The organism is Antarctobacter aquimaris, assembly GCF_900184945.1.
Lineage (GTDB): Bacteria > Pseudomonadota > Alphaproteobacteria > Rhodobacterales > Rhodobacteraceae > Maliponia > Maliponia aquimaris.
Genome location: NZ_FXYF01000007.1, coordinates 78,086 through 98,366, shown reverse-complemented (window position 1 = coordinate 98,366; position 20,281 = coordinate 78,086). Strand labels below are relative to the sequence as shown.

The window sequence follows — 20,281 nt, the reverse complement described above, 5'->3', positions numbered from 1 at the left end:
GGCAGCGACACCCCCTCCGGAGCCCCTCTTCCAAAGAATCGACGCTGAGAATGGCCGCCTACCTGAGTCTCTTCCTGGCCGCATTCGTCGCGGCCACGTTGCTGCCGGCACAGTCAGAAGCACTTCTGGCCTATTTCCTGACAGACGCCTCGCTCTCGGTCCCATTGCTGCTCGGTGTTGCCACGTTCGGCAACGTGCTGGGCTCGGTCGTCAACTGGGTCTGCGGGCGGTTCCTGCGCGGGTTCCAGAACCGGCGGTGGTTCCCGGTTTCAGCCAACCGCCTGGCCCGGGCGGAGGCGCAATATCATCGCTACGGACGCTGGAGCCTGCTGGCCAGCTGGATGCCCGTCATCGGCGATCCGTTGACGGTTGTCGCCGGGTTGATGCGGGAACCCTTGGCGAGTTTCCTCTTCATCGTCACACTTGCCAAGGCTGGAAGATACCTCGCCGTGGCGGGTTTGACGCTGGCATGGCTATAGGTTGCCGCACCAATGTATCGGTCGAGATGCCGGCCATGTGTTTCGACCACGAAACCCCCAAAATGAACTTCCTGCTCGATGTCGCATCAGGACAAAACTCTCGGAAGTTGCCGGATCGGCACCAGGACCAACGCACATGAAATGGCACGGCTACCGTGAATTTTCACGACAGCCGTTGCATTCGTGGCCAAATACCCGCGATGAGCTGCGGATCTCCCGCGGGGGTCTTTTCCGTTCAGCGGGGACGCCTGCCGGACGAACCTATCGCTTTTCTTCCGGATCCGGCTGGCCGACCCCTTTGAAGATCGGCTTCAGCGGCAGGATCCAGGCCACCCCGAAGACCACGTAGACCAGGAACTCCACCGCCACCGGCAGCTGCCACAGGTCCATGCGGCTGAGCACGCCCCAGGCCACGCCGATGTACAGCGGGAATCCCACCAGCAACACCAGAAGGGACAGCCGTTTGCGTGTCTTGTAGCTCAGTGCCATGTGCCTGCTCCTGTCAATCCTAGGCGACGCCCAGCCGAGGACTTAGTCCGCGAAGGGGTCGGTGACCAGAATCGTGTCGTCCCGTTCCGGCGAGGTCGACAGCAGCGCCACCGGGCAGCCAATCAGTTCCTCGACCCGGCGCACGTACTTGATCGCCGCCGCCGGCAGCTCGGCCCAACTGCGCGCGCCCTCGGTCGACTCGCTCCAGCCGTCCATCTCCTCGTAGACCGGCACGCAGCGCGCCTGTTCCTCGGCCGCAAAGGGGAGGTAGTCCAGCACGCGGCCGTCCAGTTCGTACCCCACGCAGATCTTCAGCCGGTCAAAACCGTCCAGCACGTCCAGCTTGGTCAGCGAGATGCCGTTTACGCCCGAGGTCGCGCAGGTCTGCCGCACCAGCACCGCGTCGAACCAGCCGCAGCGCCGCTTGCGCCCCGTGGTGGTGCCGAACTCGTGACCGCGCCGGCCCAGCGTCTCGCCGTCCTCGTCCAGCAGTTCGGTCGGGAACGGGCCTTCACCCACGCGGGTGGTATAGGCCTTGACGATGCCCAGGACAAAGTCGATCGCTCCCGGCCCGATCCCGGTGCCCGTCGATGCCTGCCCGGCGATCACGTTCGACGAGGTGACAAAGGGATAGGTGCCGAAGTCGATGTCCAGCAATGCGCCCTGCGCCCCTTCGAACAGGATGCGGCTGCCGGCGCGGCGCCTTTCGTTCAGCACTTTCCAGACGGGTCCGGCGTATTTCAGGATCTGCGGCGCGACCTCGCGCAGCTGCGCGATCAGCGCGTCGCGGTCCACCGGCTCGATCCCCAGTCCGCGCCGCAACGGGTCGTGATGTGCCAGCGCCCGGTCCACCCGCGCCTCCAGCGTCGCCGCATCGGCCAGGTCCGCTACCCGCACCGCGCGTCGTCCCACCTTGTCCTCGTAGGCGGGCCCGATGCCGCGCCCGGTGGTGCCGATCTTGGCCCCCGGTCGCGCCGCCGCCTCGCGGGCGCGGTCCAGCTCGCCGTGAATCGGCAGGATCAGCGGCGTGTTCTCGGCGATCATCAGCGACTCGGGGCTGATCTCGACGCCCTGCGCGCGGATCGTCTCGATCTCCTTGAGCAGGTGCCACGGATCCAGCACCACGCCGTTGCCGATCACCGACAGCTTGCCCGGCCGGACCACGCCCGAGGGCAGCGCGTGCAGCTTGAACACCGCGCCGTCGATCACCAGCGTATGGCCCGCGTTGTGCCCGCCCTGGAACCGGCAGATCACGTCTGCCCGGCTCGACAGCCAGTCGACGATCTTGCCCTTGCCCTCGTCGCCCCACTGGGCGCCAACGACCACCACGTTTGCCATGCCTGCCTCCTTAGCAAGGTTGCGAAACCCGCGCGTGTATACGCGCCCCCCCGCCGGCGCGAAACCGCAAAGTTGCCGCAAGCCACTGGACAGCACGGTTGCGACAGGGCAGCAAGGCGGCAAGACCCCCGGAGGTGCCCTCATGAGTTTCTTTCTGCGCTGGCTCGTCGCCTTCCTGCTGCTGGCCGCGACCTTCAACCCGACGGACCTGAACTACATCCGCTGGTCGATGGCGAACTACCAGAGCAACCTGCCTCTGGTCGCGCTGTTCGGCCTGCTGCTGCTGATCGGCTACGTGATCTACCTGCGCGCCACGCTGCGCTCGATCGGGCTGTTCGGGATGCTGCTGGTGCTGGCGCTGGTCGGCACGATTCTCTGGGCGCTGCGCTATTACGGGTTGCTCGACCTGTCGGACCCGAAACTGGCCACCTGGATCGGCATCTTTGCCCTCAGCCTGGTGCTGGGCACCGGTCTCAGCTGGTCGATCATCCGGCGCAAGCTGTCGGGCCAGGTCGACATGGACGACGTCGACCAGAACTAGGCGCTGCCAATGGGACGGCGGGCGGGGCGCCTTCCGGCGCAGCCGGAACAGCGTCCGTCCGGCGTCCCTGTCCTTACAGCCGCACCGGCTGGCCGTGCGGTGTCGCGTGATAGGCCGCCTCCCAGCCCGCCTTCAGCTCTGCCAGCGCGGCACCCTCGGCCAGCCCCTTCGCCGCGAGAATGCGTTCCAGCGCCGTGACCCAGGCCAGGAAATAATCATCGCCCCCATCCAGGTCTCGTGCCTGCCCGTGCTCGGCCAGCACGGCGCCAAGGACCTCGGTCCACTCGGCCCAGGTGAAACAGCCGCGCGCCTCCAGCGCCACGGCCAGGGCAAAGGCCTCGGCGTGCCAAGGCGCGGCAAAGGCCGGCTCGGGCGCGCTCACGCCAAGGGCTCCAGGTAGCTGTCCCAGAGATCGCAACTCACCGAGTCCCCCGCGCGCTCGGGCGCGCCCCAGACCGCGCCCGCGTCAAAGACGACGGTGTAAAGCGGCTCTGGCCGCTCACCCAACCCGTGCGCATTGGCGTCGGGAAAGACGTGGCAGCCGTGGCACCGCTCGACCCTTCCCGTCAGCCCGGCGGCGTAACCCGGCAGCCGCGTATGCCCGCCAGGCACCAGAACGTTCCGCGCCGGCCGCCGTGTGCGTACCAGGTCGCCCACCGCAAATCGCGGCGCGGCCCCGTCGCGTGACACCGGCCCGCCCCGCGCCAGGGCGCCCGGAACCCGCTCTGCCGCCATCCGTCGCGCCGCCAGCGGCGAGGCCTCCGGCTCTGCGCCCGCCAGTTCGGCACGGCTCACGACACCACAGTCCACCAACAGGTCCGCAAGGCCCGCCAGCCACTTCTCGTAGTAGGAAAACGCCATGTAGTCCGAAGGCCCCAGCGACTCGCGGGCAAAGCGCGAGCGGTCCAGCGTCCATTGCCCCAGCGCCCCCGCCGCCAGCGTCACCGCCAGCGCCCGCGCGTGCCAGTCCTGCGCAGAGACCGGCGCGTCCTCGAGATCGGGCGTCACCCGCCCGTCGCCAAAGCGCCCACCCATGTCGTGCACCCGGCTCATGCGGGCGGCGCCACGACAGCCGTGCCGATCATGGCGTCGCGGCTGACCAGCGCGGCCAGCGCCGCGACGTCCAGACCCTCGGTCCCCACCGGGCGCATCGGCACCACGAGGTAGCGCACCTCGGCAGTCGAATCCCAGACCCGCACGCGCTGGCCCTCGGGCAGGGTGACGCCGAACTCGGCCAGCACCGCGCGCGGTTCGCGCACCGCGCGGGCGCGGTAGGCGTCGGACTTGTACCAGCCCGGCGGAATGCCCAGCAGCGGCCACGGGTAGCAGGAGCACAGGGTGCAGACGACCATGTTGTGCTGCTCGGGCGTGTTCTCGACCGCGACAACATGTTCGCCCTGGCGCCCGGTGAACCCCATCTCCGCGACCGCCGCTGTCGCGTCCGCCAGCAGCCGCGTGCGGAACGCCGGGTCGGTCCAGGCGCGCGCCACCACGGCCGCGCCGTTCTGCGGCCCGATGCGGTGGGCGTAGGTCTCGATGATCGCGTCCAGCGCCCCCGGGTCGATCAGCCTTTTGCGCGTCAGCAGCGTCTCCAGCGCCTTGACCCGCAGCGCCGGATCGGGCGGCAGCAGGCTGTGCGGCGGGGCGTCGTCGGTGTGGTCGTGATGATCATGGGGCATGGCGGCAGAATGCCGCCCGGCCACGGACAAGGCAAGCACTCCTCCGCCACGTCGCGCCTTGCGGGCTTTCGTCGCTTGCACCGCCGGGGCGCTTGTCATACATGACCCCGAAACCTGACCAAAGGCGCGCGCCCATGGAAAACGTCATCCTCATCGTCCACCTGCTTCTGGCCCTCGGCCTGATCGGAGTCGTGCTGCTTCAGCGCAGCGAAGGCGGCGGCCTGGGGATGGGCGGTGGCGGCGGCGCGATGAGCCAGCGCGCCCCGCTTTCGGCGCTGGGCAAGGTGACCTGGATCCTTGCCGTCGGCTTCATCTGCACCTCGCTGACCATGACGGTGATCGCCGCGCGCAATGCCTCGGGCAGCTCGATCCTCGACCGTCTCGGCACCTCGGCGCCCGCGGACGACGCCCCGGCCCCGGCGGCGCCCACGCTCGACGGCCTCGACCCCAGCCAGCTGGTGCCGCCGCCCTCCGCGGGGGGTGACGCCGACGCGCCGCTGGTGCCCCGGGCCGACTGACACCGGACGTCCCGCACCCGGCCAACACCAAAGGCGGCCCGCGTGGCCGCCTGTCCATTTCCGAAAAACCGGACCCCGGTCACAAGAGGCTGTCGTCGCCCCAATGGAACCCCATGTCCTCATCTCCGCCGCTGTCGACGATCCGGCGCACCGGGACGTAACGCCATTCCGGGTCCGACCCTGCGCCGCCGGATGCCGCACCGGGGTCTCCGCTGGTCGGATGGGTCCACTCCGGCGTGTGGGACGGACCGTGGCGGGCCTCGGCAACCGTGATCTCGGTGCCCAGGCCCGAGACGTCGGAAAACCCGCCCTTTGCCGTGCGATTGAAGACAAAGGCGTCGTCGGACGCCGCCTGCACCAGTTCGCCGTCCGACCGCAGCCCGGCCTCGGCATGGGCGTCGCTGCCGGGCTTGTTGATGGATATCGGTTTCATCGCGAACCTCCTGAAAACACTTGCCTGAAAGACCCGGGCACCTGCGCGCCCGGCCCGGCCAGCCTGTCATCCAAAGGCTCGCAGGGGCAGTCCGGAATACCCGCCACCCGCCCGCGCAAAGGCCCTACTAGGGATCGCGCAGTCACTATCGGCCCCCGCAGCATCTTGCGGTTCTATGGACAAGCGCTCGCGAATCCTCTACGTGTGGACTCCCGTGGTGCTGCGTTCGCCGGGCCGGTGAATCGCACATGAAATCGCTTTAGATCACGGGGTCGCTGAACATGGCACGCTTCATCTTCATCACCGGCGGTGTTGTCTCTTCGCTTGGCAAGGGGCTGGCTTCGGCCGCCCTGGGCGCGCTGCTCCAGGCGCGCGGCTTTTCGGTCCGGCTGCGCAAGCTTGACCCCTACCTGAACGTCGATCCCGGCACGATGTCGCCCTTTGAGCACGGCGAGGTCTTCGTAACCGACGACGGCGCCGAGACCGACCTCGACCTCGGCCACTACGAACGCTTTACCGGCGTGCCGGCGCGGCGCAGCGACTCGATCTCCTCGGGCCGGATCTACATGAACGTGCTGGAGAAGGAGCGCCGCGGCGACTACCTCGGCAAGACGATCCAGGTCATTCCCCACGTCACCAACGAGATCAAGGACTTCATCTCGATCGGCGAGGATGAGGTCGACTTCATGCTGTGCGAGATCGGCGGCACGGTGGGCGACATCGAGGGCCTGCCCTTCTTCGAGGCGATCCGCCAGTTCAGCCAGGACAAGCCCCGCGGCCAGTGCATCTTCATGCATTTGACGCTGCTGCCCTTCATCAAGGCCAGTGGCGAGCTGAAGACCAAGCCGACCCAGCACTCGGTCAAGGAGTTGCGCTCCATCGGCATCGCGCCGGACATCCTGGTGTGCCGCTCCGAGGGGCCGATCCCGCAGAAGGAGCGCGACAAGCTGGCGCTGTTCTGCAACGTCCGCCCCGACGCGGTGATCGCCGCGCAGGACCTGTCGTCGATCTACGACGCGCCGCTGGCCTACCACCGCGAGGGGATGGACCAGGCGGTGCTGGACGCCTTCCAGATCAGCCCCGCGCCCAAGCCCGACCTGCGCAAGTGGGAGGACGTCAGCGACCGCATCCACAACCCCGAAGGCGCGGTCACCGTCGCCATCGTCGGCAAGTACACGCAGCTGGAGGACGCCTACAAGTCCATCGCCGAGGCGCTGACCCATGGCGGCATGTTCAACCGGGTCAAGGTCAACATCGAATGGGTCGACGCCGAGCTGTTCGAGCGCGAGGACGCAGCACCGCACCTCGAGAAGTTCGATGCCATCCTCGTCCCCGGCGGCTTTGGCGAGCGCGGGACGGAGGGCAAGATCAAGGCCGCCCAGTTCGCACGCGAGCACAAGGTGCCCTACCTGGGCATCTGCCTGGGGATGCAGATGGCGGTGATCGAGGCCGCGCGCAACGTCGCCGGCATGGCCAAGGCCGGGTCCGAGGAATTCGACCACGAGAAGGGCGAAAAGCGGTTCGAGCCGGTGGTCTACCACCTCAAGGAATGGGTGCAGGGCAACCAGAAGGTCAACCGCTCGGTCAAGGACGACAAGGGCGGCACCATGCGCCTGGGCGCCTACGACGCGGTGCTGTCGGCCGGGTCCAAGGTGGCCGAGGTCTACGGCACGACGACCATCGACGAACGCCACCGCCACCGCTACGAGGTGGACATCGCCTACCGCGAGCAGCTGGAGGCGGGCGGGCTGTGTTTCTCCGGCATGTCCCCGGACGGGCGGCTGCCCGAGATCGTGGAATGGCCGGACCACCCGTGGTTCATCGGCGTCCAGTTCCACCCCGAGCTGAAGTCGAAACCCTTTGACCCGCATCCGTTGTTCAGGGATTTTGTCAGGGCGGCGAAAGAGGTGAGCAGGTTGGTGTGAGGCACGAATGACTACTTCAGCACAACAGCTAAATTTCATTTTGTCCAAAGTATTGAGTACCAACAGGCCCAAAGAACGCTTTCTGACAGTCGCTGCTGACGCCTTGGATATTTCAGGGGATGACAGGGAGCTAATTATTCTTAACAGGCTCTTTGAACTGGTATCTTTGACGGAAAAAGAAATCGAACTTCTGGGTTACGATGAGTCGTTAAAAAAACAATTACGGAACTACCTGAACCCGTTTAAGGGCCTCAAGAGCTTTGCTCACGTCCACCTGACTTTAGATGGAGCCAAAAGCAATTTTCTGAGGCCAGAGAACGTGGTGAATCTCACCAACATTCATTTTGCTTTGGATGGAAAGTACGAACAATCGAAACTCGACTTTGACACAACAGAGTTTGTTGATAGGTTTCGCGCGTTAAAGAAAGATCTCCTATCCAGTGGATTACCGACAGAAATATTGCAAAATGTGGCGCGTCGATTAGATCACATTATTTCCATGCTCGAACATGCCCATTTTTTTGGCACCCAAAATCTAAAACTGGAGACCGAAGCCCTTGTTGGAGCTATAGTTTTAAATGCGCCAAAGTCTGAGGGCAAGCAATCCGAATTTTGGGGCAAAACAGCCACGGCAGCAAGATTTCTGTTAGCCGCATTGGGATGGAGCGACAGCGTCGCGGAAAAGGTTGTCTCGTTGGCTGAAAGCGGAAAAAAGCTGATTTCCTATCTTCCAGACAATGATGACTCAAATCCTCCCAGTGTTGAGTAGCTGCTTCTAAATCAAGGTTTAGGGTGCGTGCTCGCACGCACCAACTCCCCTCCGAACTCCTGACAAGCCGCGCGGGCGCCGACCCGCGGGGTGGCGCTCCGACGGTCGATCGGGTGCGCTTTATCGGGACACGTCCGAAGGACCCCAGAGGCCGGGACCAGGCCCAACCAAAGCGCCGCCCCGGGGGGCGGGTCGGCGCTCGCGCGGCGGCCTTCGGCCTTGTTCCGCGCTTGGAGCTTCGCGCTCGGGCGTTGATGTGGGTCATGCCTAAGGCAAGCCTCCAGGATTACACTCGCGTAAAGATCCGCAGCCTTGTTTCCGCGCGGGGAACCGGAGGCCGGCGCGACCACTACCTCACCCCAACAGCAGCGTGACAAGACAACTCCAGCCGCTTTCCGGCGTGCCGGCGGCGCAGACCCAGACGCCGGTGCGGCCCAGCATCATGTAGAGGAACCCGAGGAAGGCAAAGCCGTGGGTGAAGCCCACCAGCCGGGGCCGCCCGTCATGCGCGGTGCGCACCAGGACCCCATTCAGGTCGGGAAACGAGCGGTTCAGGCGGCGGAACTCGCGGCTCATGGTGATCGCCATGTCGTAGTGCTGCCGCAGCGCCTGCGCATTGACCCAGGTGAACACCGCGATGGCCAGCACGAACAGCCCGGCAAAGGACACTCCGATCTCACCCTGGTAGAAGTGCAGGAAACCGAACAGCGGGATGTAGGAGGTCAGGAACATGCCCCAGATGAAGTCGATCTTCTGCCAGATCATGACGTAGATCCGCAGGTATTCCAGCAGTTCCTTGTCCCGCGTGTCGCGGTCCAGGACCCCGTGCATGACCGCCTGCGTCATTTGCCGCCCCGTGTCGACTCCGGCGCACCTGCGCCCCCTTTTACCTCAGCGCAAAGCGACGCTGCGCGCAAGCGGCGCGAGTCCCCCCTTGCCCGAAACCCGCAGAGCGCTTAGGCCGCGCCCATGCTGAGCTATCAACACGCCTATCATGCCGGGAACCTCGCCGACGTGCACAAGCACGCGGCGCTGGCCGTCGCGCTGGACTATCTCACGCGCAAGCGCAAGCCGCTGAGCTACATCGAGACGCACGCCGGGCGCGGCCTGTATGACCTGACCGGGGCCGAGGCGCAGAAGACCGGCGAGGCGGCGCAGGGCATCGCCCGGGCCGAGGCCTGGTTCGGCCCGGATCACCCCTACACCCGCGCCCTGCACGGCGTGCGCGCGGCGCATGGTCCGCAGGCCTACCCCGGCTCGCCGCTGATCGCGCAGAGCCTGCTGCGCGACACCGACCGGCTGCACCTGGCCGAACTGCACCCGCAGGAACACGCCGCCCTGCGGGACGCACTCCGCGCGCCGAACGTGAGCATCCACCGGCAGGACGGCTTTGCCCTCGCGCACAGCCTCTGCCCGCCCGAGCCGCGCCGGGGCCTGCTGCTGGTCGATCCCAGTTGGGAGATCAAGTCGGACTACGCCACGCTGCCGAAGTGGCTGGCCGGGATCGGCCGCAAGTGGAACGTGGGCGTGCTGATGCTGTGGTATCCGCTGCTGACCGACGCGCCGCATGCGCCGATGCTGACCGCCCTTCAGGCAGCCTTCCCCGAGGGGCTGCGCCACGAGGTCCGCTTTCCCCCCGCGCGCGACGGGCACCGCATGATCGGATCGGGCCTGTTCGTCGTGAACCCGCCCTGGGGGCTGGCCGACAGCCTGGCCGACTTGTCCTCACGTTTTGCGGCGCTGCCCGCGCGAGGGTCGTGACGAGCGCCCCAAGCCTGTGCTAACACAACGCAAAACAAACAGGAGCAGGGCGATGTTCGAGCGTCTGAAATCCTTTTTCCAAGGTCCGGCCCGCAAGCCGGTCCCCCTGCCCGAGCTGGACGCAAAACTCGCGTTCGGCACGCTTCTGGTGCGCGTGGCGCGGGCCGATGACACCTATCTGTTCGAGGAGATCAGCCAGATCGACCGCGTCCTGACGCGGGCCTTCGGGCTGAAGCCGATCGCGGCAGCCAAGATGCGGGCCACCTGCGAAAAGCTGGCCCAGACCGTCACCGACGACGCGAAACTGGCGTCGATGATCCGCGAGACGATGGATTACGCGCACCGGATCGACGCCGTGCAGGCCATGTGGCAGGTGGCCGAGGCCGACGGCATCACTGACGAACGCGAGGCGATGCTGGTGCATCTGATCGAGGAAATGCTGGGGATCGAGACCGAGGACAACGAGGCCGCCCGCGCCGCCGCCGTCATCCCGTGACACCTTCGGGCTTTTGCCTTGCGCCGCGCCCGACTATATCGCTTGCATGTTCGCCGATTTCCTCAAGCGCCTGACCGCGCCCGACCCCGCCCCGCTGGCCGACGGTGACGCCCGTCTGGCCTTGACGGCCCTGCTTGTCCGCGTCGCCCGTTCCGACGGCCATTTCGACGAGGAGGAGCGCCGGCGGATCGACCGCATCGTGACGGCGCGCTATGGCCTGTCGCCGTTCGAGGCGGCGCGCCTGCGCGGCGAGGCCGAGACGCTGGAGGAAGAGGCCCCCGACACCGTCCGATTTACCCGCGCGATCAAGGATGCCGTGCCCTACGAGGACCGCATCGCGGTGATCGAGGCGCTGTGGCAGGTGGTGCTGGCCGATGGCGTGCGCGACGCCGAGGAAGACGCGCTTTTGCGCCTGGTGTCCAACCTGCTGGGCGTCAACGACCGGGACAGCGCGCTGGCGCGGCAGCGGGTCAGCAAGGCGTGATCGCCAGCCTGCCGATGTACTGGCGCCACGAGACCGCGCCCGCGTGGCGGCGGTTGTGGGCCGAAGTGCGCCGCCACCTGCCCGGCCTGCCGGACCTGATCCCGCCCGAAGACCTGCCCGCGGACTGGGATGCGCACTGGCTGGCGCCGGACCTGGTGCTGTCGCAGACCTGCGGCTTGCCCTTCCGGGCGCGGCTGCACCCGCATGTCACCTACGTGGGAACGCTGGACTTTGCGCTGCCGGACACGCCACCAGGGCTCTACCGGTCCGTCATCGTCACCCGCCCGGACGAGCCTCGCCCGACTGCGGCGCTGCAACTGGCCTACAACGCGCCGGACAGCCAGTCCGGCTGGGCGGCGACGGGTGGTCAGACCTTTGCCGGCTATCACTGCACAGGGGCCCATAGCGCCTCGGTCGAGGCCGTTGCGTGCGGCGCGGCGGACATCGCCTTTGTCGATGCCGTGACCTGGCGCATCCTGCGACACACGGAACCCGGGCTTGCCGCCCGCGTCTCGGTCCGGGGCACGACAGCGGCCACCCCCGGCCTGCCGCTCATCTCGGCACGGACCCGGGATCCCGAACCGCTGCGCGCCGCCCTGTCGGCCGCGCTGTCCGCTCTACCGGACGGCGACCGGCGGGATATGGGAGGACCGCAGGGGCTGTGCGTGTTGGGTCCGGCGGCCTACCTGGCCCAGCCGATCCCGGCGCCACCGCCGGCCTGACCCTAGGTCAGAACGGGCTTTTTGGCCACGGCCCCCTTGCCAAGACCGCTGCTTTGCGCGTTGATACCGGCCAACCTGACGCCGACCCGAGGCCCCCTTGTCCGAAACCCCTGTCATCGAGATCCGGAACCTGCACAAGGCCTATGGGTCGCTCGAAGTGATCAAGGGCGTGGACATCACGGCGCACAAGGGCGAGGTGATTTCGCTGATCGGGTCTTCGGGCTCTGGCAAGTCGACGCTGCTGCGGTGCTGCAACCTGCTGGAAGACAGCCAGCAGGGCGACATCCTGTTCAAGGGCGAGCCAGTGCACTGGAAGGGCAAGGGCCACCATCGCCGGCCGTCCGATCCCAAGCAGGTGCTGCGCATCCGCACCAACCTGTCGATGGTGTTCCAGCAGTTCAACCTGTGGGCCCACATGACGATCCTGCAGAACGTGATGGAGGCGCCCGTCACCGTGCTGGGGCGTGACCGCGCCGCGGTCGAGGAGGCCGCGCGCGGCTATCTCGACAAGGTCGGCATCGGCGACAAGTGCGACGCCTTTCCGGCGCAGCTGTCGGGGGGCCAGCAGCAGCGCGCCGCCATCGCCCGCGCCCTGTGCATGGAGCCCGAGGCGCTGCTGTTCGACGAGCCGACCTCGGCGCTGGACCCGGAACTGGAACAGGAGGTGGTGCGGGTGATCAAGTCGCTGGCCGGAGAGGGCCGCACGATGATCATCGTGACGCACGACATGAAGATGGCCTCGGATGTGAGCGACCACGTGGTCTTTCTCCACCAGGGCCAGATCGAGGAACAGGGGCCGCCGGAAACACTCTTCGGCGCGCCCAAGTCGGAACGGCTGCAGGGCTTCCTGCAGTCGACCGTTCACGCCTAGGCCGAAAAACGGCCGGTGATGCAGCCGGCGGGACAGCCGCCGGGTCAATACAAGGGAGTAACCTCATGAAGAAACTATTGATCGGAACCGCGGCGCTGGCGATGTTCGCCGGTGCGGCCTGGGCGGCCAGCCATTCCGTGGTGCGCCTCGGCACCGAGGGCGCCTACCCTCCGTACAACTACATCGACGACAGCGGCCAGGTCGCCGGCTTTGAGCGCGACCTGGGCGACGAGCTGTGCAAGCGCGCCGAGCTGACCTGCGAATGGGTGACGAATGATTGGGACTCGATCATTCCGAACCTGGTGTCGGGCAACTACGACGCCATCATCGCCGGCATGTCGATCACCGACGAGCGCGAAGAGGTGATCGACTTCACCCAGAACTACACCCAGCCCGACCCCTCCGCCTTCCTGGGACGCGAGGGCGCCGAGATCGACATGGCGAACGGCGTCTTCGCCGCGCAGGCCAGCACGATCCAGGCCGCCTACATCGCCGAGATGGGCGCCACGCTGGTCGAATTCGCAACCCCCGAGGAGACCATCGCCGCGGTTCGCAACGGCGAGGCCGACGCGGTCCTGGCTGACCGCGCCTACCTGGTGCCGATCGCCGACGAGGACGCCGAGCTTGCGCTGGTGGGCGAGTCGGTGCTGATCGGCGGCGGCGTGGGCATGGGCCTGCGCGAAAGCGACGGCGAGTTGCGCGCCAAGTTCGACGCGGCGATCCAGTCGATGAAGGATGACGGATCGCTGAATGCGCTGATCGCCAAGTGGGAAATCGGCGAAGGCTTCTGACCGGCGACGGGGACTGGCGGGCAGATTTCTTTTGAAGAAATTTGCAAAAGTTTTGCAAAACTTTTGCCCGCCAGGCTCCGCCGTCGTGTCCAGCCTCGCCTGATCCCGCGATGTTCGGTTTCTGTTCAGCCCCCGACACCCTGTCCGATCTCCACTGGATGGCCTGCTACCTGACGACAGGCAAGCACATGGCGATCTACTGGTCGGTCGGGACAGTCCTGCTGCTGCTGGCGATCACAGCGCCCGCGGCCCTGGCCTTCGGCTTTGCCGGGGCCAGCGCCGCGCGGTCGCGGTTCCTGCCGCTCAGCCTGCTGGGCCGTGGCTATGTCGCCATCGTGCGGGGCGTGCCGGACATCGCCTTTTTCCTGTTCTTCGTGATCGCGCTCGACCAGTTCTTCGAGTGGATCCGGCACGAGATCAAGTGCCCCGAGTGGACCGAGCCGATCCGCCAGGGCAACGATTTCGTGGTCTGTCCGGAGGCCAAGCTGCCGCTGGGCAATGCCGCGCAATGGGTGCACGAGACCTATGGTTTCTTCCTCGCGGTGCTGACCTTTTCCATCGTCTTCGGCGCTTTCGCCGCGAACGTGCTCTATGGCGCGATGCGGGCGGTGCCGCGCGCGCAGATGGAGACCGCCGAGGCCTACGGCATGAGCCAGCGCCAGTGTTTCTGGCGCATCCTGGTGCCGCAGATGTGGGTCTTTGCAATGCCCGGCCTGTCGAACCTCTGGATGGTGCTGATCAAGGCCACGCCGCTCTTGTTCCTGCTGGGGGTCGAAGACATCGTCTATTGGGCGCGCGAGCTGGGCGGGTCCAAGACACCCCGCTTTACCGACTACCCGCACGGCGACTGGCGGATGTGGTATTTCCTCGCGCTGCTGGTCTTCTACCTGGCGTTCACCCGCGTGTCCGAACTGGTGCTGGACCGGGTCATGGCACGGCTGACCCATGGCCAGGCGACCACGGGCGGCGAAGCGCAAAGGAAGGCGGCATGAGCGGCGGTCGTGCAGGGGGGCGCTGCCCCCCGGCCCTGCGGGCCTCCCCCCGAGATATTTCGGGCCAGAAGAAACACGGGGGGCGGGCATGAGCTGCTGGGACACGCTGATGGACTACGGCCTGCGCTCGATCGGGATCGGCGAACGGCTGCTGCCGCGCGACGATTTCACCCTGTGCAAGCAGGTGGTGCTGATCGGCTCGGGCATGATCTGGAACGTCTACTTCGGCACGCTTGCCCTGCTGTCGGGCTTCTTCCTCGCCACCGCGGTGGCGCTGGGCAAGGGCGCGGCGAACCCGGTGGCGCGCAAGGCGTCGGAATGGTTCATCTTCGTGTTCCGGGGCAGCCCGCTGTTCATCCAGTTCTTCTTTGCCTATTTCGCCTTTCTCAGCCTCAAGTCGGTCTCGCCGGTCTTCGACGCCTTCACCGCGGCCTGGCTGGGGGCGTTGATCGTGCTGTTCCTGAATACCTCGGCCTATTCCGGCGAGATCTTTTACGGCGCGCTTCTGTCGATCCCCAAGGGCGACATGGAGGCGGCGGATGCCTACGGGTTCTCCGGCTGGAAGAAGTTCCGCAAGATCACCTGGCCCACCATGCTGCGGCTGGCCTGGCCGGCCTACACCAACGAGGCGATCTTTCTGTTCCATGCCACGACGCTGGTGTTCTTTTCCGGCTTTCCCGCCTGGCAGCAGCGCGGCGACGCGCTGTATTACGCCAGCTACTTTGCCGACAAGACCTTCAACCCCTTCGTGCCCTACCCGATCCTGGCGGGCTACTTCATCCTGGTGACGCTGGTCATCATCGGCCTATTCGGGCTGATCAACCGGCGGCTGAACCGTCATCTGCCGCAGGATGTCCGGGGGCGCCTGAAGATGCGGATGAACCTGATCCGCTGAGGCCAGGCCGGCGCCCGGAGTGCCCATCCGTGTCACGAAGGCGGCAGGGCGCGGGGTTCGGCGGCATGGTCTCCACGTCCCTCTTGCCGGATCGCGCCGGCTCGCATATGAATTTGATCAAATTCCGAAAGAACGAGTCCTCAAATGCCCGCCCCCAGCGCTGACTGGCTGCACGAACGCCCGCAAATCCGCACCATCCGAGCCGCCGCCTGTGACGTCAACGGCGTCGCCCGCGGCAAGCGGATGCCCATCCCGAGCGCCATCAAGGTGCTCAAGGACGGGACCCGCTTCCCGTTTTCGGCGCTCAACGTCGACATCTGGGGCGAGGACATCGCCGACAGCCCGCTGGTCTTTGAAAGCGGCGACCGCGACGCCATCCTCTACCCGACCGAGCGTGGCTTTGTGCCGATGCCCTGGCTGGAGGCGCCTTCGGCCCTGCTGCCGATCTGGATGTTCCACGAGGACGGCCGCCCCTACGAGGGCGATCCGCGCCACGCCCTTTCGTTCATCCAGAAACGGTTCGCCGCGCTGGGTCTGACCCCCGTCGTTGCCGTCGAGCTGGAGTTCTACCTGATCGACGACAGCACCCGCCGGTTGCAGATCCCGATCTCGCCCCGGTCGGGCAAGCGGCGCGACGCGGCCGAGGTGCTGTCGATCCGGGCGCTGGACGCCTTCGACACCTTCTTTACCGATCTCTACGAGGCCTGCGAGGTGATGGACATCCCCTCGGACACGCTGATCTCGGAGGCGGGCATCGGCCAGTTCGAGGTCAACCTGATGCACCAGGCCGACGCGCTGAAGGCGGCCGACGACGCCTGGCTGTTCAAGACGCTGGTCAAGGGCCTGGCGCGCAAGCACGGTTTTGCCGCCAGCTTCATGGCCAAGCCCTACGAGGATTATTCCGGCAACGGGATGCATGCGCATTTCTCGGTACTGGACGAGGCGGGCAACAACATCTTCAACAACGGCGGACCGGAGGGCACCGAAACGCTGCTGCACGCCATCGGCGGCTGCCTGACCGCGCTGTCCGACAGCACGCTGATCTTTGCGCCGCACCTCAACAGCTTTGAACGGCTGGTGCCCGATGCCCATGCGCCGTCGGCGATCTGCTGGGCCTACGACAACCGCACCGCCGCGGTGCGCGTGCCCTCCGGCCCGCCCGCCGCGCGCCGGATCGAACACCGCGTTGCGGGCGGCGACGTGAATCCCTACCTCGCGCTGGCGGCCATCCTGGGCGCGGCACTGATGGGGATCGAGGACAAGATCGTGCCGCCCGAGCGGATCACCGGCAACGCCTACGAACAGGACCTGCCGCAGATGCCCTCGAACTGGGCCAGCGCCATCCATGCCTTTGAAAAGAGCCCGGTGATGCCGCGCATCTTTCCGCAGGAGTTGATCGACAACTTTGTCCTGACCAAGCGGCAGGAGTTGCGCGACATGGACGACCTGACAAAATCGGAACAGACTGAGCTGTACCTGGACACGGTATAGGCCTGCCAAGGCAGCGCGGGTGGCTTTTGATCAGAAACAAGGGCGTTTCATGAAAATCGGCATTCTGCAAACCGGCATCGTCGTGCCAGAACTGGCCGAAACGTACGGCCAGTACCCGGACATCTTCATGGACCGGCTGGCAAAGGCGGGCTTCGAGTTCCAGACCTGGTCGGTGGTGAACGGTGACTTCCCGCCCGGCCCCGAGGCGGCGGACGGCTGGCTGATCACCGGCTCGCGCCACGGTGTCTACGAGGATCACGCCTGGATCCCACCGCTGGAGGAGCTGATCCGCCAGATCGTCGCCCAGGGGCGGCCGCTGGTGGGCATCTGCTTTGGCCACCAGGTCATCGCCCGGGCGCTGGGCGGCACGGCGGTCAAGTTCCCCGGCGGCTGGTCGGTGGGTCCGCAGACCTATGATTTCGTCGGACGCGGACCAAAGACGGTCATGGCCTGGCACCAGGACCAGGTGACAGAGCCACCCGAAGGCGCGGTGACGCTGGCCTCCAGCGACTTCTGCAAACACGCCGCCCTGCTCTACCCGGGCCGGGCCTACACCATCCAGCCGCACCCCGAGTTCGACGTCGCCTTTACCCGCGGCCTGCTGGAAAAGCGCGGACCCGGCGTGGTGCCCGAAGAGACGCTGCGCCATGCCGAAGAGGTCATGGAGACCCCGCTGGACAGCGCCGAACTGATCGACGACCTGATCCATTTCCTGCAACACAAGCAACTGCCCGGCCGGGCCGCATGATCTTGCCTTTCCCTTAACCCGATCCCGACAAGGACCCTTCCCGTGGAACCGACCACCCAGACCGACTGGACCGACAACCTGCCTCCCGCCGCCCGCGCTTACCTGGAGGGGCGCAAGCTGGACGAGGTCGAGTGCATCGTGTCGGACCTGCCCGGCATCGCGCGGGGCAAGGCGGTTCCGGCGTCCAAGTTCGCGCGGCAGGGGTATTTCCACCTGCCGGACTCGATCTTCTTTCAGACCATCACCGGGGACTGGGGCGAGGCTGCGGGTGCGGACGGCTTTATCGAGCGCGACATGGTGCTGCGGCCGGACATGACCACGGCCACGGCCGCGCCCTGGACCGGCGACTGGACGTTGCAGGTGATCCACGACGCCTTTGACCGGCACGGCGTACCGGTGCCTTTCAGCCCGCGCAACGTGCTCAAGCGCGTTGTGGCGCTGTACGAGGCGCAGGGCTGGAAGCCGGTGGTGGCGCCGGAGATGGAATTCTACCTGGTGGCGCGCAACATCGACCCGGCAAAGGACATCATGCCGATGATGGGCCGCTCGGGCCGGCCCGCCGCCGCGCGGCAGGCCTATTCGATGACCGCGGTGGACGAGTTCGGCCCGGTGATCGACGACATCTACGATTTCGCCGAGGCGCAGGGGTTCGAGATCGACGGCATCACCCAGGAAGGCGGCGCCGGGCAGCTGGAGATCAACCTGCGGCACGGCAACCCGGTCAAGCTGGCCGACGAGGTGTTCTACTTCAAGCGGCTGATCCGCGAGGCCGCGCTGCGGCACGACTGCTTTGCCACCTTCATGGCCAAGCCGATCGCCGACGAGCCGGGCAGCGCCATGCACATCCATCATTCGGTGATGGACCTGCAAACAAAGAAAAACCTGTTCTCCGGCCCGCAGGGTGGCGAGACCGACCTGTTCTTTCACTTCATCGGCGGGCTTCAGACCTACCTGCCCTCGGCCATCGCGGTGCAGGCACCCTACGTCAACAGCTATCGCCGCTACGTGAAGGACCACGCCGCGCCGATCAACCTGGAATGGGGCCGCGACAACCGCACCACCGGCATCCGCATCCCGTTGTCGGGACCGGAGGCGCGGCGGGTGGAAAACCGGCTGGCGGGGATGGACTGCAACCCCTACCTGGGCATCGCGGCCTCACTGGCCTGCGGCTACCTGGGAATGATGGAGGAGCGCTGGCCGTCGAAGCAGTTCCGCGGCGACGCCTACGAGGGCGAAGGGGACATTCCGCGCGTGCTGGGCCAGGCGCTGGACCTGTTCGACGAGGCCAAGGCGCTGCACGAGGTGCTGGGGCCGGAATTCGCGCGCGTCTATTCCATCGTGAAGCGGACCGAGTACGAGGAATTCCTGCAGGTGATCTCTCCTTGGGAGCGTGAGCACCTGCTGTTGAACGTCTGAGCCGGTGGAGAGGCCGGGGCGGGCGCTGCCCTCCCCGGACCCCTCCCGGGATATTTTCAGCCAGAAGAAACATGGAGGTGGCCCTCTTGGACCTGCTGTTCTCCAATGACAGGCGCGGAGAGTATCCGCAAAGCTGGTACGCGTCGGTCACGCCGCCGCTGGAGCCGTTTGCGGCGCTGAAGGGGCGCGTGCGGGCGGATGTCTGCGTCGTCGGCGGCGGGTTTACCGGGCTTTCGGCGGCGCTGCACCTGGCCGAGGCCGGGCTGGACGTGGTGCTGTTGGAGGCGCACCGGGTGGGCTTTGGCGCATCGGGGCGTAACGGCGGGCAGCTGGGCTCTGGCCAGCGACAGGACCAGGTCACGCTGGAGGGGATGGTCGGGCCGGACAAGGCACGCGTGCTCTGGAACCTGGGCGAGGACGCCAAGGCGCTGGTCAAGGATCTGGTAGCGCGGCACGGCATCGCCTGCGACCTGCGTCCCGGCATCGCCTGGGCGGGATCCTCGGCCAAGAGCGTGCGCGAGCTGCACGACTATGCCGCGCACATGGACCGGGTCTACGGCTATCCGCTGGAGGCTCTGGACGCGTCGGGGTTTGCCCGGCTCTGCCCCTCGCCCGCCTACAAGGGCGGGGTCATGGACCGCGGTGCGGCGCATCTGAACCCGCTGGCGCTGGCGCTGGGGCTGGCACGGGCGGCCACCGGGGCCGGAACGCGGATCCACGAGCGCAGCCATGTCCACGACATCCGCCCCGGCAAGACAGTCAAGGTGCGCACCGACGCGGGCGAGGTCGAGGCCGACCACCTGATCCTGGGCTGCAACGGCTATCTCGGCGGGCTCGACCGCAGCGTGGCCGCCCGTGTCATGCCGATCAACAACTTCGTCGTGGCGACCGAACCGCTGGGCGACCGTGCCGCCGAGGTGCTGGCCGAAGAGGTCGCCGTGGCGGACGACCGGTTCGTGATCAATTACTTCCGCCTCTCGCCCGACGGGCGGCTGCTGTTCGGCGGCGGCGAAAGCTATGGCTATCGCTTCCCCAGTGACATCCGCGCCACCGTGCGCAAGCCGATGCTGGAGATCTTCCCTCACCTCAAGTGGGTCGAACTGACCCACGCCTGGGGCGGTACGCTGGCGATCACCATGAAACGGATGCCGCACCTGGCGCGGCTGGGACCGAACATGCTGAGCGCCTCGGGCTATTCCGGCCACGGCGTCGGCAACGCTGTGCAGGCGGGCAAGCTGCTGGCCGAGGCGGTGCGCGGACAGTCGGCGGGCTTCGACACCTTCGCCGCCCTGCCCTGCCCGCCCTTCCCCGGCGGCACGGCGTTCCGTTCGCCGCTGCTGACGCTGGCGATGACCTGGTTTGCGATGCGCGACCGGCTGGGCATCTGACGCAGGGTCATACGCCAAACCGGGACACCATTGACTGCGCGGTGCCTTGTCCGCG

The 20,281-nt window shown here is 66.7% G+C and carries 24 protein-coding genes; 17 read left to right on the top strand and 7 right to left on the bottom strand.

Annotation, left to right across the window (positions count from 1 at the left end; all coding sequences use genetic code 11):
- Nucleotides 1-50 precede the first annotated feature (50 nt).
- Complete coding sequence (locus tag MAA8898_RS13840; protein ID WP_094021624.1) at nucleotides 51-479, top strand: YqaA family protein; 429 nt, start codon at nucleotides 51-53, stop codon at nucleotides 477-479.
- 261 nt (nucleotides 480-740) lie between these two features.
- Here the strand turns inward: MAA8898_RS13840 and MAA8898_RS13835 are convergent, their stop codons facing one another.
- Together MAA8898_RS13835 and MAA8898_RS13830 are read right to left on the bottom strand one after the other, a co-directional pair.
- Nucleotides 741-968, bottom strand: a complete 228-nt coding sequence (locus tag MAA8898_RS13835; protein ID WP_094021623.1) for a DUF2842 domain-containing protein — start codon at nucleotides 966-968, stop codon at nucleotides 741-743.
- Nucleotides 969-1,010: 42 nt separating this feature from the next.
- On the bottom strand, nucleotides 1,011-2,306 hold the full coding sequence (locus MAA8898_RS13830) for an adenylosuccinate synthase (protein ID WP_094021622.1): 1,296 nt from the start codon (nucleotides 2,304-2,306) through the stop codon (nucleotides 1,011-1,013).
- 142 nt (nucleotides 2,307-2,448) lie between these two features.
- On the opposite strand from MAA8898_RS13830, the gene MAA8898_RS13825 reads away from it, so the two are divergent.
- Nucleotides 2,449-2,847 (top strand): DUF6524 family protein, encoded by a 399-nt coding sequence (locus MAA8898_RS13825; RefSeq protein ID WP_094021621.1) that lies wholly within the window; start codon nucleotides 2,449-2,451, stop codon nucleotides 2,845-2,847.
- A gap of 73 nt (nucleotides 2,848-2,920) precedes the next feature.
- Here MAA8898_RS13825 and MAA8898_RS13820 read toward each other — a convergent pair whose 3' ends face one another.
- Genes MAA8898_RS13820 through nthA form a run of 3 tightly spaced genes read right to left on the bottom strand, consistent with a single transcriptional unit; the run spans nucleotide 2,921 to nucleotide 4,526 of the window.
- The gene (locus MAA8898_RS13820; protein WP_094021620.1) at nucleotides 2,921-3,229 is read right to left on the bottom strand and encodes a nitrile hydratase accessory protein; all 309 of its coding nucleotides are present in this window, start codon (nucleotides 3,227-3,229) and stop codon (nucleotides 2,921-2,923) included.
- Nucleotides 3,226-3,900 (bottom strand): nitrile hydratase subunit beta, encoded by a 675-nt coding sequence (gene nthB / locus MAA8898_RS13815; RefSeq protein ID WP_094021619.1) that lies wholly within the window; start codon nucleotides 3,898-3,900, stop codon nucleotides 3,226-3,228. The genes MAA8898_RS13820 and nthB overlap by 4 nt, the downstream gene beginning before the upstream one ends.
- Nucleotides 3,897-4,526, bottom strand: a complete 630-nt coding sequence (nthA, locus tag MAA8898_RS13810; protein ID WP_094021784.1) for a nitrile hydratase subunit alpha — start codon at nucleotides 4,524-4,526, stop codon at nucleotides 3,897-3,899. The genes nthB and nthA overlap by 4 nt, the downstream gene beginning before the upstream one ends.
- A 134-nt stretch (nucleotides 4,527-4,660) precedes the next feature.
- On the opposite strand from nthA, the gene secG reads away from it, so the two are divergent.
- Nucleotides 4,661-5,044 carry a preprotein translocase subunit SecG gene (secG, locus tag MAA8898_RS13805; RefSeq protein WP_094021618.1) on the top strand — a complete coding sequence of 128 codons (384 nt, stop codon included), beginning with the start codon at nucleotides 4,661-4,663 and terminating at the stop codon, nucleotides 5,042-5,044.
- A gap of 79 nt (nucleotides 5,045-5,123) precedes the next feature.
- Here the strand turns inward: secG and MAA8898_RS13800 are convergent, their stop codons facing one another.
- Nucleotides 5,124-5,477 (bottom strand): hypothetical protein, encoded by a 354-nt coding sequence (locus MAA8898_RS13800; protein ID WP_094021617.1) that lies wholly within the window; start codon nucleotides 5,475-5,477, stop codon nucleotides 5,124-5,126.
- A 281-nt stretch (nucleotides 5,478-5,758) separates the two neighbouring features.
- Here MAA8898_RS13800 and pyrG point away from each other — a divergent pair, with 281 nt between their 5' ends.
- Nucleotides 5,759-7,402 carry a CTP synthase gene (gene pyrG, locus MAA8898_RS13795; RefSeq protein WP_094021616.1) on the top strand — a complete coding sequence of 548 codons (1,644 nt, stop codon included), beginning with the start codon at nucleotides 5,759-5,761 and terminating at the stop codon, nucleotides 7,400-7,402.
- Nucleotides 7,403-7,409: 7 nt separating this feature from the next.
- Entirely contained in the window at nucleotides 7,410-8,171 is a 762-nt protein-coding gene (locus MAA8898_RS25815) for a hypothetical protein (protein WP_141194857.1), read from the top strand.
- 354 nt (nucleotides 8,172-8,525) lie between these two features.
- Here the strand turns inward: MAA8898_RS25815 and MAA8898_RS13790 are convergent, their stop codons facing one another.
- Complete coding sequence (locus MAA8898_RS13790) at nucleotides 8,526-9,002, bottom strand: hypothetical protein (RefSeq protein WP_141194856.1); 477 nt, start codon at nucleotides 9,000-9,002, stop codon at nucleotides 8,526-8,528.
- Nucleotides 9,003-9,140: 138 nt separating this feature from the next.
- Here MAA8898_RS13790 and MAA8898_RS13785 point away from each other — a divergent pair, with 138 nt between their 5' ends.
- From MAA8898_RS13785 to MAA8898_RS13730, 12 genes are all read left to right on the top strand, one after another.
- Nucleotides 9,141-9,932 (top strand): 23S rRNA (adenine(2030)-N(6))-methyltransferase RlmJ, encoded by a 792-nt coding sequence (locus MAA8898_RS13785; RefSeq protein WP_094021614.1) that lies wholly within the window; start codon nucleotides 9,141-9,143, stop codon nucleotides 9,930-9,932.
- 52 nt (nucleotides 9,933-9,984) lie between these two features.
- Nucleotides 9,985-10,428 (top strand): tellurite resistance TerB family protein, encoded by a 444-nt coding sequence (locus tag MAA8898_RS13780; RefSeq protein ID WP_094021613.1) that lies wholly within the window; start codon nucleotides 9,985-9,987, stop codon nucleotides 10,426-10,428.
- 46 nt (nucleotides 10,429-10,474) lie between these two features.
- Nucleotides 10,475-10,912, top strand: coding sequence for a tellurite resistance TerB family protein (locus tag MAA8898_RS13775; protein WP_094021612.1), 438 nt, complete (start codon nucleotides 10,475-10,477; stop codon nucleotides 10,910-10,912).
- Complete coding sequence (locus MAA8898_RS13770; RefSeq protein WP_094021611.1) at nucleotides 10,909-11,634, top strand: phosphate/phosphite/phosphonate ABC transporter substrate-binding protein; 726 nt, start codon at nucleotides 10,909-10,911, stop codon at nucleotides 11,632-11,634. The genes MAA8898_RS13775 and MAA8898_RS13770 overlap by 4 nt, the downstream gene beginning before the upstream one ends.
- A gap of 97 nt (nucleotides 11,635-11,731) precedes the next feature.
- On the top strand, nucleotides 11,732-12,505 hold the full coding sequence (locus MAA8898_RS13765) for an ABC transporter ATP-binding protein (RefSeq protein WP_094021610.1): 774 nt from the start codon (nucleotides 11,732-11,734) through the stop codon (nucleotides 12,503-12,505).
- A gap of 65 nt (nucleotides 12,506-12,570) precedes the next feature.
- Nucleotides 12,571-13,296, top strand: a complete 726-nt coding sequence (locus MAA8898_RS13760) for a transporter substrate-binding domain-containing protein (protein WP_094021609.1) — start codon at nucleotides 12,571-12,573, stop codon at nucleotides 13,294-13,296.
- A 110-nt stretch (nucleotides 13,297-13,406) separates the two neighbouring features.
- Nucleotides 13,407-14,288: an ABC transporter permease gene (locus MAA8898_RS13755; protein WP_094021608.1), complete on the top strand. Its 882-nt coding sequence runs from the start codon at nucleotides 13,407-13,409 to the stop codon at nucleotides 14,286-14,288.
- Nucleotides 14,289-14,376: 88 nt separating this feature from the next.
- Nucleotides 14,377-15,183: an ABC transporter permease gene (locus MAA8898_RS13750; RefSeq protein WP_094021607.1), complete on the top strand. Its 807-nt coding sequence runs from the start codon at nucleotides 14,377-14,379 to the stop codon at nucleotides 15,181-15,183.
- Between the two features lie 144 nt (nucleotides 15,184-15,327).
- Nucleotides 15,328-16,674 carry a glutamine synthetase family protein gene (locus tag MAA8898_RS13745; protein WP_094021606.1) on the top strand — a complete coding sequence of 449 codons (1,347 nt, stop codon included), beginning with the start codon at nucleotides 15,328-15,330 and terminating at the stop codon, nucleotides 16,672-16,674.
- 49 nt (nucleotides 16,675-16,723) lie between these two features.
- Nucleotides 16,724-17,422 carry a type 1 glutamine amidotransferase gene (locus MAA8898_RS13740; protein WP_094021605.1) on the top strand — a complete coding sequence of 233 codons (699 nt, stop codon included), beginning with the start codon at nucleotides 16,724-16,726 and terminating at the stop codon, nucleotides 17,420-17,422.
- 42 nt (nucleotides 17,423-17,464) lie between these two features.
- On the top strand, nucleotides 17,465-18,838 hold the full coding sequence (locus tag MAA8898_RS13735) for a glutamine synthetase family protein (protein WP_094021604.1): 1,374 nt from the start codon (nucleotides 17,465-17,467) through the stop codon (nucleotides 18,836-18,838).
- Between the two features lie 86 nt (nucleotides 18,839-18,924).
- Entirely contained in the window at nucleotides 18,925-20,226 is a 1,302-nt protein-coding gene (locus MAA8898_RS13730) for an NAD(P)/FAD-dependent oxidoreductase (RefSeq protein WP_094021783.1), read from the top strand.
- The last annotated feature ends 55 nt before the right edge of the window (nucleotides 20,227-20,281 follow it).

Coding starts and splice junctions, on each gene's coding strand:
- MAA8898_RS13840 (WP_094021624.1), top strand. CDS start 51: ATGGCCGCCTACCTGAGTCTCTTCCTGGCCGCATTCGTCGCGGCCACG.
- MAA8898_RS13835 (WP_094021623.1), bottom strand. CDS start 968: ATGGCACTGAGCTACAAGACACGCAAACGGCTGTCCCTTCTGGTGTTG.
- MAA8898_RS13830 (WP_094021622.1), bottom strand. CDS start 2,306: ATGGCAAACGTGGTGGTCGTTGGCGCCCAGTGGGGCGACGAGGGCAAG.
- MAA8898_RS13825 (WP_094021621.1), top strand. CDS start 2,449: ATGAGTTTCTTTCTGCGCTGGCTCGTCGCCTTCCTGCTGCTGGCCGCG.
- nthB (WP_094021619.1), bottom strand. CDS start 3,900: ATGAGCCGGGTGCACGACATGGGTGGGCGCTTTGGCGACGGGCGGGTG.
- nthA (WP_094021784.1), bottom strand. CDS start 4,526: ATGCCCCATGATCATCACGACCACACCGACGACGCCCCGCCGCACAGC.
- secG (WP_094021618.1), top strand. CDS start 4,661: ATGGAAAACGTCATCCTCATCGTCCACCTGCTTCTGGCCCTCGGCCTG.
- MAA8898_RS13800 (WP_094021617.1), bottom strand. CDS start 5,477: ATGAAACCGATATCCATCAACAAGCCCGGCAGCGACGCCCATGCCGAG.
- pyrG (WP_094021616.1), top strand. CDS start 5,759: ATGGCACGCTTCATCTTCATCACCGGCGGTGTTGTCTCTTCGCTTGGC.
- MAA8898_RS25815 (WP_141194857.1), top strand. CDS start 7,410: ATGACTACTTCAGCACAACAGCTAAATTTCATTTTGTCCAAAGTATTG.
- MAA8898_RS13790 (WP_141194856.1), bottom strand. CDS start 9,002: ATGCACGGGGTCCTGGACCGCGACACGCGGGACAAGGAACTGCTGGAA.
- MAA8898_RS13785 (WP_094021614.1), top strand. CDS start 9,141: ATGCTGAGCTATCAACACGCCTATCATGCCGGGAACCTCGCCGACGTG.
- MAA8898_RS13780 (WP_094021613.1), top strand. CDS start 9,985: ATGTTCGAGCGTCTGAAATCCTTTTTCCAAGGTCCGGCCCGCAAGCCG.
- MAA8898_RS13775 (WP_094021612.1), top strand. CDS start 10,475: ATGTTCGCCGATTTCCTCAAGCGCCTGACCGCGCCCGACCCCGCCCCG.
- MAA8898_RS13760 (WP_094021609.1), top strand. CDS start 12,571: ATGAAGAAACTATTGATCGGAACCGCGGCGCTGGCGATGTTCGCCGGT.
- MAA8898_RS13755 (WP_094021608.1), top strand. CDS start 13,407: ATGTTCGGTTTCTGTTCAGCCCCCGACACCCTGTCCGATCTCCACTGG.
- MAA8898_RS13750 (WP_094021607.1), top strand. CDS start 14,377: ATGAGCTGCTGGGACACGCTGATGGACTACGGCCTGCGCTCGATCGGG.
- MAA8898_RS13745 (WP_094021606.1), top strand. CDS start 15,328: ATGCCCGCCCCCAGCGCTGACTGGCTGCACGAACGCCCGCAAATCCGC.
- MAA8898_RS13740 (WP_094021605.1), top strand. CDS start 16,724: ATGAAAATCGGCATTCTGCAAACCGGCATCGTCGTGCCAGAACTGGCC.